This window comes from Hahella sp. HN01 (assembly GCF_018986435.1).
Taxonomy (GTDB): Bacteria; Pseudomonadota; Gammaproteobacteria; order Pseudomonadales; family Oleiphilaceae; genus Hahella.
Window position 1 is genome coordinate 103750 of record NZ_JAHMIN010000024.1, and the last position, 8810, is coordinate 112559.

Annotated in this window: 12 protein-coding genes; 11 read left to right on the forward strand and 1 reads right to left on the reverse strand. The window is 52.7% G+C overall.

Annotated elements, in window-relative coordinates; all coding sequences use genetic code 11:
- Positions 1–12: 12 nt before the first annotated feature.
- Genes nrdR through KP814_RS21490 form a run of 8 tightly spaced genes read left to right on the forward strand, consistent with a single transcriptional unit; the run spans position 13 to position 5994 of the window.
- Entirely contained in the window at positions 13–522 is a 510-nt protein-coding gene (gene nrdR / locus KP814_RS21455) for a transcriptional regulator NrdR (protein WP_216738689.1), read from the forward strand.
- A complete protein-coding gene (gene ribD, locus KP814_RS21460) occupies positions 522–1640 on the forward strand; it encodes a bifunctional diaminohydroxyphosphoribosylaminopyrimidine deaminase/5-amino-6-(5-phosphoribosylamino)uracil reductase RibD (RefSeq protein WP_216738690.1) in 1119 nt (372 codons plus the stop codon). Before nrdR ends, ribD begins: the two co-directional genes overlap by 1 nt.
- A gap of 1 nt (position 1641) precedes the next feature.
- On the forward strand, positions 1642–2310 hold the full coding sequence (locus tag KP814_RS21465) for a riboflavin synthase (RefSeq protein ID WP_216738691.1): 669 nt from the start codon (positions 1642–1644) through the stop codon (positions 2308–2310).
- A 49-nt stretch (positions 2311–2359) separates the two neighbouring features.
- On the forward strand, positions 2360–3496 hold the full coding sequence (gene ribBA, locus KP814_RS21470; protein ID WP_216738692.1) for a bifunctional 3,4-dihydroxy-2-butanone-4-phosphate synthase/GTP cyclohydrolase II: 1137 nt from the start codon (positions 2360–2362) through the stop codon (positions 3494–3496).
- 21 nt (positions 3497–3517) lie between these two features.
- Positions 3518–3994: a 6,7-dimethyl-8-ribityllumazine synthase gene (gene ribE, locus KP814_RS21475; protein ID WP_127973443.1), complete on the forward strand. Its 477-nt coding sequence runs from the start codon at positions 3518–3520 to the stop codon at positions 3992–3994.
- Positions 3995–4024: 30 nt separating this feature from the next.
- Complete coding sequence (nusB, locus tag KP814_RS21480; RefSeq protein WP_216738700.1) at positions 4025–4474, forward strand: transcription antitermination factor NusB; 450 nt, start codon at positions 4025–4027, stop codon at positions 4472–4474.
- 30 nt (positions 4475–4504) lie between these two features.
- Positions 4505–5482, forward strand: a complete 978-nt coding sequence (gene thiL, locus KP814_RS21485) for a thiamine-phosphate kinase (RefSeq protein WP_216738693.1) — start codon at positions 4505–4507, stop codon at positions 5480–5482.
- Positions 5479–5994: a phosphatidylglycerophosphatase A gene (locus KP814_RS21490; RefSeq protein ID WP_216738694.1), complete on the forward strand. Its 516-nt coding sequence runs from the start codon at positions 5479–5481 to the stop codon at positions 5992–5994. The genes thiL and KP814_RS21490 overlap by 4 nt, the downstream gene beginning before the upstream one ends.
- A gap of 4 nt (positions 5995–5998) precedes the next feature.
- On the opposite strand, the gene KP814_RS21495 is transcribed toward KP814_RS21490, so the two are convergent.
- A complete protein-coding gene (locus KP814_RS21495; RefSeq protein ID WP_127973440.1) occupies positions 5999–6229 on the reverse strand; it encodes a DUF6316 family protein in 231 nt (76 codons plus the stop codon).
- A gap of 170 nt (positions 6230–6399) precedes the next feature.
- On the opposite strand from KP814_RS21495, the gene KP814_RS21500 reads away from it, so the two are divergent.
- From KP814_RS21500 to amrA, 3 genes are all read left to right on the forward strand, one after another.
- On the forward strand, positions 6400–7170 hold the full coding sequence (locus tag KP814_RS21500; RefSeq protein ID WP_216738695.1) for a DUF2057 domain-containing protein: 771 nt from the start codon (positions 6400–6402) through the stop codon (positions 7168–7170).
- 147 nt (positions 7171–7317) lie between these two features.
- A complete protein-coding gene (gene amrB, locus KP814_RS21505; protein WP_216738696.1) occupies positions 7318–8097 on the forward strand; it encodes an AmmeMemoRadiSam system protein B in 780 nt (259 codons plus the stop codon).
- Positions 8084–8647, forward strand: a complete 564-nt coding sequence (gene amrA, locus KP814_RS21510) for an AmmeMemoRadiSam system protein A (protein WP_216738697.1) — start codon at positions 8084–8086, stop codon at positions 8645–8647. Before amrB ends, amrA begins: the two co-directional genes overlap by 14 nt.
- The last annotated feature ends 163 nt before the right edge of the window (positions 8648–8810 follow it).

Sequence of the window (8810 nt, forward strand, 5' to 3'; positions counted from 1 at the left end):
TTTTGGTGATATATGCATTGCCCGTTTTGCAGCGCTGCGGACACAAAGGTAATTGACTCCCGCTTGGTCGCCGATGGCAGCCAGGTGCGCCGCCGCCGCGAGTGCGTCTCTTGCTCTGAACGCTTTACTACCTACGAAGCGGCGGAGTTGGTGATGCCCAGAGTCGTGAAACAAGACGGCACCCGTGAGCCTTTTGACGAAGATAAGCTGCGGGCGGGCTTCCTGAAAGCATTGGAAAAGCGCCCGGTGAGCATGGAGGAAATAGAAGCGGCTGTAGACCGTATTAAATTCCGTCTGCGCGCCACCGGAGAACGGGAACTGAACTCCAGAGTCATTGGGGAAGAAGTTATGGCGGAGCTGCGTGAACTGGATCAGGTCGCTTTCGTCCGTTTTGCTTCGGTCTATCGCAGGTTCCAGGACTTGGATGAGTTTCGCGCTGAGATTGACAAACTCTCCAGAGATGCAGCCACACCCATGATGTCGGAAAAAGCGTCTAATAAAGACGACGTCACTTCCAAGTAATGGCTATTTCCTCGCAAGACTATGCATTCATGGCGCGCGCGCTGCGATTGGCCGAGCGTGGTTTATACACCACAGATCCCAATCCCAGAGTGGGCTGTGTCTTGGTGAAAAATGGCGAGATTGTCGGCGAAGGTTGGCATGAACGCGCCGGTGAAGGGCACGCGGAGGTCAATGCATTGCGGGCAGCTGGCGACTCTGCAAGAGGCGCTGACTGTTATGTGACGCTGGAGCCATGCAGCCACCATGGGCGTACGCCGCCTTGCGCTGAGGCGCTGGTTAAGGCAGGCGTACGGCGGGTTGTCGCGGCCATGGAAGATCCTAATCCAAGCGTTGCCGGCAAAGGACTGGCTCTACTGCGAAATGCAGGTATTGAAGCCCATGCCGGATGTATGGCGGCGGAAGCGGATGAGCTTAATATTGGCTTCTTTCAGCGTATGCGCGCAGGTCGTCCCTGGGTGCGGGTAAAAGTCGCAAGCAGTCTGGATGGAAGGTCTGCGTTGCTTAATGGCGTCAGTAAATGGATTACTGGCGGCGCCGCGAGAGAAGACGTGCAAAAACTGCGCGCCCGCAGCTCTGCAATTATTACGGGGATCGGCACAGTGATCGCGGATGATCCCTCGCTGAATGTCCGTAGTCAGGAGCTGGAGCGGATCTGTAATGGTAAGTTGAGGCAGCCTTTGCGAGTGGTGTTGGACTCCCAGTTGAGATTTCCAGCCGATAGCAAAATGCTCAAACTGCCAGGAAAAATATTGCTGGTTACATGCGCTGACGTTCCTGAAAGTTGGCTCGCGCAGCGGCGGAATTGCGAGGCTGACTTTGAGGTGCTGAAGCTCACGGGCGAGAATGGGCGGGTTGATCTTACCGCTTTGCTCTCTGCTTTGGCGGCCAGAGAGTGCAATGAAGTGCTGGTTGAAGCGGGCGCCAACCTGGCGGGCGCTTTTGTCGCACAAGGGCTTGCGGATGAGATTTGGACTTATATCGCTCCCAAGTTAATGGGGGAGGGGCGTTCAGCATTCGCTTTGCCGTGTTTCGATCAAATGGATCAGGTTATATCTTTGAAGTTAAACGAAGTCCGTCAGGTCGGCGACGATGTGCGCATGATCTGGAGGAAGGAGTGACATGTTTACCGGATTGGTAGAAGAAGTGGGCGTAGTGAACGCGATCCGCCAACAGAGCGGCGATTGGGTGCTGGAAATCGGCGCCACCGGAGGTTTCATGGAGGACGTTCGTCTGGGCGATAGTATCGCGGTAAACGGAGTGTGCCTGACGCTGACGTCAATGAGCGGCAAAGGCTTCCGCGCAGATGTGTCGCGGGAAACATCTGCGCATACGTCTATTGCTGCATGGCGTTCAGGCGTAAAGGTGAATCTGGAAAAAGCCATGCAGTTGAGCGCGCGCTTGGGTGGTCATCTGGTGTCGGGGCATGTCGATGGCGTTGGTGAACTGATTTCAAAACAGGAAGATGCGCGCTCTCTACGCTTATCAATCCGAGCGCCGGAAGATTTGTTGCGCTATATCGCCGCCAAAGGCTCTATCACTGTCGATGGCGTTAGCCTGACTGTTAATGATATCGCCGGGTCTGAAATGAGTCTGAATATTGTGCCCCACACGGCGCATGCGACAACGCTGGGGGGGCTGAAGACCGGAAGTCTGGTGCACTTGGAAGTGGACCTCCTTGCCCGTTATACCGAGCGACTACTGTTTTGCGCTTCCGCTGAAAAGAGCGACGCGAAGACGTCTACAATAAGTAAAGAATTTCTGGCGCAACATGGCTTTTATAAATCATAAAAGCCACATGCGCTGAAAGCAGATGTGAGTACGATATTTGAGGCTGAGTATGCAGCTTAACAGCGTAGAAGAACTGATTCAGGACATCCGTCAAGGCAAAATGGTTATTTTGATGGATGATGAGGATCGCGAAAACGAAGGCGATCTTATCATGGCTGCGGAGATGGTGCGTCCGGAAGACATCAACTTCATGGCGAAGCACGCTCGGGGTTTGATTTGTCTCCCCATGACCCGGGAACGTTGTCAGTATCTTGGCTTGAATCCCATGGTGAACGCCAATAATGCGCAATTCGCTACAGCGTTCACTGTGTCCATCGAAGCGGCGGAGGGCGTAACTACCGGTATTTCCGCGGCAGATCGCGCGCATACAATTAGAGTCGCCGTAGGACGTAACACCAAACCGACGGATTTGGTGCAGCCAGGCCATATATTTCCTCTCACCGCCCAGCCTGGTGGCGTGCTGAGTCGTGCGGGTCATACTGAGGCGGGCTGTGATTTGGCGCGTTTGGCCGGATGCGAACCTGCGGCTGTAATCGTCGAGATCATGAATGAAGACGGCACTATGGCGCGTCGCCCAGAGCTGGAGGCGTTCGCTCGCGAGCACGGTCTTAAAATCGGCACTATCGCTGACCTGATACATTATCGCGCCACAACAGAGCAGACCATTGAGCGTCTGGAGGAAAACGAGCTGCCGACAGAATACGGCGCCTTCAAGTTGGTGACATATAAAGACACGATTCAGGAAAATATTCATTTGGCGCTGGTGATGGGCGAGCCAAGTCCTGATAGACCTGTGCTGGTTCGCGTTCACTTCGCCGACGTATTGAAAGATTTGTTTGGCGCCATACGCCCAGGTTCTGAGAGCTGGCCCATTGGTAAAGCGCTGGCGAAGGTGGCTGAAGAAGGCGAGGGAGTGGTGATTCTGCTGGACAGTGAAAGTGGCGAGCAGGATATCAGCGAAAGAGTCCATGATTTCTTTAAGCCCAAGAAAAAGCGGTCGGGCAATGTTTCTCCGGTTTCCGGAGCGTATCTGACTATAGGTACGGGGTCCCAGATATTAAGGGACCTTGGCGTCGGTAAAATGCGCGTCATGAGCGCGCCGATGAAGTTCAGCGCGTTGTCCGGTTTTGACCTCGAAGTTGTGGAATATGTTCCCTTTTGTGGCGAAGCCGAGTCAACGAATTAGAGTTAAGTTTGGAGAGAAGATATGACGGTCAAAGTGGTAGAAGGCGATTTCTTGCAAGGGGCGTCCGCGAAATACGCCATTGTCGTAGGGAGATTTAACAGCTTTGTAGTGGAGAGCTTGCTGGAAGGCGCACTGGACGCTTTGCGTCGTCATGGCGTTGCGGAAAGTCAAATCACTGTTTATAGAGCGCCTGGCGCTTTTGAAATTCCTTTGCTGGCTCAGCAAGTTGCCGCACGTACCAAACCGGATGCGGTAATTGCTTTGGGCGCGGTGATCCGTGGCGGTACGCCTCATTTTGAGTATGTCGCAGGTGAGTGCGCCAAAGGGCTGGGTCAGGTCTCCCTGCAGGCGGGCATTCCTGTCGCATTCGGTGTACTGACTGTGGACAGCATTGAGCAAGCCATCGAGCGCTCAGGCACCAAAGCCGGCAACAAAGGGGCGGAAGCCGCGCTTTCAGCGTTGGAAATGGTCGGACTACTTCAGCAGGTAGGTGAATAAGTGAGCGAACAACCGTCTTCAGGGCGCCCCATGTCCAAGGCGATGGAGAAGCGCCGCGCCGCCCGTAAACTGGCGCTGCAGGCGCTTTACCAATGGCGCGTCGCCGGCGCCTCCATTTCTCAGATCGAAGCGGAATTCGCCGTGGATAACGATCTGCAACAAGTGGACAGGGATTTGTTCAAGGCGGTTTTATATGGCGTGCCCTCCAGTGTGAGTGAGCTTGATGCGCTATTACAGCCATTCGTTGACCGCAAACTGACGGATGTGGACCCGGTAGAATTGAGCTTGATCCGTATGGGAGCTTTCGAGTTGCGCTCGCGTATCGAAGTGCCCTATCGAGTGGTGATAAATGAAGCCGTTGAGCTTGCCAAGCAGTTTGGCGGAACGGATGGACATAAGTTCGTCAACAGCGTTCTGGATAAGCTGGCCCCGCAATTACGCCAGGCGGAAGTGGCCGCCGCCAAAAACAAGAAAAAGTAAATTGAGCGGATACGTCAGGTAGAGCGGCTAATGGGTGAGTTCGAACTAATATCGCGCTACTTTCATGCGCCTTTCGCGAACTTCCCGGGTGCTGAGCGGCGGATTGAGACCGGAATTGGGGATGATTGCGCCGTTTTAGCTCCTCTGAGTGGTCGTCTCGTGATTTCTACTGATACCTGCGTATCTGGCGTCCACTTTCCGGTGGATGCATCTGCGGAAATGGTCGCCGCCCGCAGCCTTGGCTCCAGCGTTAGTGACTTAGCTGCGATGGGCGCTGAGCCTGTCGGGTTTACGCTGGCGTTAACTTTGCCAATTATCAATGAGGACTGGCTGCAGGGGTTTGGCTCTCAGTTGTTTGAGTCCGCCTTGGCTTGGAAGATTCCTCTCATTGGTGGGGATACGACGAAAGGCCCTCTTACTGTCACTGTAACGGTGTTTGGGCGTGTTCAAGATCATTGCCTATATCGTCACGGAGCCTCGCCCGGAGAGGATGTCTGGGTTTCCGGGGCTCTCGGTGACGCCGCCGCCGCTTTGTCTTTATTAGGGCGGCCGCATGCCTCTTTAACGCCTTTGGAGCGCCAGCTATACCAGCGCTATGAAAGTCCGCAGCCCCGTATAAAGCTGGGAAGCGAGTTGCAAGGTGTTGCGACCGCAGCCATTGATATTTCTGACGGGCTGGTAGCTGACTTGGCGCATATCTGTTCCGTCTCAAATTGCGGCGCGCTGATAGAAGAAGATGCGATACCGCTGTCCTCCGCTTTACTGGCGACTTTCCCCAAAGAAGACGCATTGAACTTCGCCCTTCAGGGCGGGGATGACTATGAACTCTGCTTTACCGCACCACAATCTGCGCGTGAACTTATTCAATCATTATCCGTTGATGTGGCGTTGAGCTGTATCGGAAGCTTGCGAAGGGAGTCGGGGGTCGCATTGCGAAGGCATGGAGAAGAGGTAAAGCTGGCTCCGAGGGGCGGATATGACCACTTTAAAGAGAACTCTGTAACGTGACTTTGACTACGCGCGCTGAATCTTCCTTTACACCGTCCGTTATAGCGACGCTGAAGTCGCCGACTCATTTGCTAGCGGCTGGTTTAGGGTCTGGCTTGGCTCCCTGGGCTCCAGGAACCTTTGGCTCCGCGTTGGCGGTGCTCATTTACATGGCCTCTTTGGCGCACTTGGGGCCATGGCTGCAATTGTCGGTTATCTTTGTGTCATCGATCTTGGGCGTTTACTTGTGTGGTAGAACCGCTAGCGACTGGGGAGTGCACGACCACAAGGCTATTGTGTGGGACGAGTTTGTCGGGCAATGGATAGCGTTGTTCCTGTTACCCTGGAATAGTGTATTCGTCCTGCTGGCTTTTGTTTATTTTCGGCTATTTGATATCTGGAAGCCGTGGCCTATTCGATGGTGCGATCGTCATATCCATGGGGGGAAAGGAATTATGCTCGACGACCTGCTGGCTGGCGTCATGGCGTTGGCGGCGACGCAACTGACGATCTACTGCGCCGCGTTGTTTTAGCGCCTCAATAGATTCTATGCGCTCGCATCACTCTGGCGGCTTGGCTTTCGCCAGGCAGGAGCTGGGCGACTTTCAGGAAGCGGCGCAATCCCTCTTCTGCGCGTTCTTTAGCGGCGTAAGGTCCGCTATCAAAGCCTTCCCGTGTAGAAAAATACCACTTGTCGCCGACAGCGAAGAAGCGGTCGCTGCGAAACGGCGTCAAGCCGTCTTCACCTCTTCTGTTGGTAGTATCCATATTAAAGTCCCTCTTCTGCATAGATATAGTGTTGTTATCGTTTGATTAAAAAGTGGCACAACTTATTAAATTAGGCAAATGGGTTAGCCTATGCGTTATTTTGTTGGCTTAATAAGTGGCGCTACGAGGTTGCATAAGCCCTTCCGCCGTATGACAATTGAGCCCGTTTTATGAAAGCTCCTAAAGCTTCTTACGAAATAAAAGTTAAAGAGGATGATATGAAGGTTATTTGGTCCTGGCTCCGGTCGTCGCTTGTAGTGGCGTTAGCAATCGCCATTAGTGCGTGTGGAACGACGCGAGCGATTAAAACCTATGATGGTCAAACCCTGGGCGATGGCCAAGTGGCTAAAGTCATGGCTCCCGCTGAAATAGAGCTGCTTGAAATCGACGGCGTCTCGCAAAAAAACTTTCTCTTGGAAAACATTGATTTAACCTACGATATTTTGCCTGGCCAACGGACGCTTGTTTATCGTTACGCGAGCATCTGGGCTAAGCCAAGACAAAGCGATGATGGAAATGCCGAACATGTTGATACGGTTGCTACGGATCGTCTTCAAGTTACGGTGGATATGAAGCCCGGACAGGTTTACACGTTCAGTTATGACAAGCCTGATAATAAACGCGAAGCGGCAGTCTTTGTGCGTAACCCTAAAATCGCTCTAGTTGATAGTGCGAATAGGACCATTGGTGTAGGGGGCGCATATCAGCCAGTTGTTGTAGCTGCTACTCAGCCTACAGCTACTCAACCGTCTGCTACTGCGGCTACAGCTACAGTGAGCCCTGCTGTTGCAGCTGTTCAGCCTGGGCAAAGCGCTGTGCAGAATAATGTTTCAGCACTGCCATCAGACGCTGGCATTTCCCGTATTGAGGCATTAAAAGTGCTTTGGGAAAAGGCGTCGGCTGAAGAGAAGAAACAATTTCTTCACTGGGCTTTTAAGTAGTACCTTCTTCCCCGAAGGCTTGCCCTGTAAGACTTCGGGGGTGACAAATTTTCCTGGTGGGTCCAGAATAGACATTCAGTAATCCTCTCTAATTGTCCACAATCTTGAAATCAATATTGGTTGTGAGGCGTCAAAAGGGAGATATAAATGTCTGTTCGAAAGCCTGCAGTCAGTGGACTATTCTACCCCGCCAACGCGAAAGATCTCTCTGAATCAGTGAGTCGCTATATCGCGGCGTCGGCCTCCTTTGATTATGCCCCCAAGGCGATTATCGCCCCTCATGCAGGCTATATTTACTCTGGTCCAATAGCGGGAGTGGCTTATAGCGCTCTGCGCAATTCAGCCAAACGGATCAGCAAGGTTGTATTGCTGGGGCCAAGCCATCGCGTTGCCTTTCGAGGAATCGCAGTCCCTTCCTCCGATGTATTCTCTACACCCCTTGGCAGCATTGTGGTCGATCTCGATAATCTGGCGAAGCTTGCCTTGCTCCCTCAGGTTATTACTTTGGATTCGGCGCATGCCCAGGAGCATAGTTTGGAAGTGCACCTGCCGTTCCTGCAGCGGTGCCTTGATGGCTTTGCACTCACACCCCTTGTGATAGGCGATGCTGACGCAGAATCAGTCGCAGAAGTTCTAGAGCTTTTGTGGGGAGGAGAGGAGACGCTGCTCGTCATTAGTACGGATCTGAGTCACTATCATGATTACGCAACAGCTTTAGATATTGATGCGGCGACAACTCGTGAAATTCTGGCTCTCCACCATGGTCTCACGGGAGATCAGGCCTGCGGCTGCAAAGGTGTAAACGGGCTTCTGCTGTTGGCTGGCCGTAAAGGAATGCATATTTCTTGTTTGGCCCAGGCTAACTCTGGTGATACCGCTGGCGATAAGCGTCGAGTTGTAGGGTATGCTTCCTATGCACTGTATTAATCTCTCGGACGAAGAAAAGAAGCGGCTATACGAAGTGGCTTCCCTCGCTATCGAGCAGGGGCTTATTTCTGGTGAAAGACGAATTATTGATCTGTCTGGGTATTCAGATACGCTGTGTCAGCCGGCGGCTACTTTTGTTACCGTCTTGAAACAAGGCGAATTACGCGGATGCATAGGTGTGTTGGAGGCTATCCGTCCTTTAGTCCAGGATGTGTCGCATAATGCTTTCAGCGCAGCATTTGAGGACCCCCGATTTACTGCTTTGAAGTCGGATGAATGGCCACTATGCGCATTGCATATCTCTGTGCTTACTCAGCCACAATTATTGCCAGTTACTTCTGAGCAGGATCTGGCGGGCAAACTGAAGGTGGGGGAGGATGGTTTGATACTTTCTTGGCGCGGGCGCCGGGCTACATTTTTGCCATCTGTTTGGGAGCAACTCACTGATCCTGAAGACTTTATTGGTCAATTAAAGCGTAAGGCGGGCCTGGATAGAGGTTTCTGGGATAAGGATATGAAGGCTGAAATATACCAGACTACGTACATATAGCTCAGTATGGCTGCATCTAGGGAACCTCTGAATAACCCATAGTTATCCCAATATCCCTCTCCATTGTGCATTTGGCCCAACCATATACTGCTTTTTCCAACAACTTTCGCCCCTTTCAGGGCGGAAGTGGGCCTATCGCCCTATATCCGCAGCTCTTTCCACA

Coding starts and splice junctions, on each gene's coding strand:
- KP814_RS21500 (WP_216738695.1), top strand. CDS start 6,400: ATGAAAGCTCCTAAAGCTTCTTACGAAATAAAAGTTAAAGAGGATGAT.
- nusB (WP_216738700.1), top strand. CDS start 4,025: ATGTCCAAGGCGATGGAGAAGCGCCGCGCCGCCCGTAAACTGGCGCTG.
- nrdR (WP_216738689.1), top strand. CDS start 13: ATGCATTGCCCGTTTTGCAGCGCTGCGGACACAAAGGTAATTGACTCC.
- ribD (WP_216738690.1), top strand. CDS start 522: ATGGCTATTTCCTCGCAAGACTATGCATTCATGGCGCGCGCGCTGCGA.
- ribBA (WP_216738692.1), top strand. CDS start 2,360: ATGCAGCTTAACAGCGTAGAAGAACTGATTCAGGACATCCGTCAAGGC.
- KP814_RS21495 (WP_127973440.1), bottom strand. CDS start 6,229: ATGGATACTACCAACAGAAGAGGTGAAGACGGCTTGACGCCGTTTCGC.
- KP814_RS21465 (WP_216738691.1), top strand. CDS start 1,642: ATGTTTACCGGATTGGTAGAAGAAGTGGGCGTAGTGAACGCGATCCGC.
- thiL (WP_216738693.1), top strand. CDS start 4,505: ATGGGTGAGTTCGAACTAATATCGCGCTACTTTCATGCGCCTTTCGCG.
- amrA (WP_216738697.1), top strand. CDS start 8,084: ATGCACTGTATTAATCTCTCGGACGAAGAAAAGAAGCGGCTATACGAA.
- ribE (WP_127973443.1), top strand. CDS start 3,518: ATGACGGTCAAAGTGGTAGAAGGCGATTTCTTGCAAGGGGCGTCCGCG.
- amrB (WP_216738696.1), top strand. CDS start 7,318: ATGTCTGTTCGAAAGCCTGCAGTCAGTGGACTATTCTACCCCGCCAAC.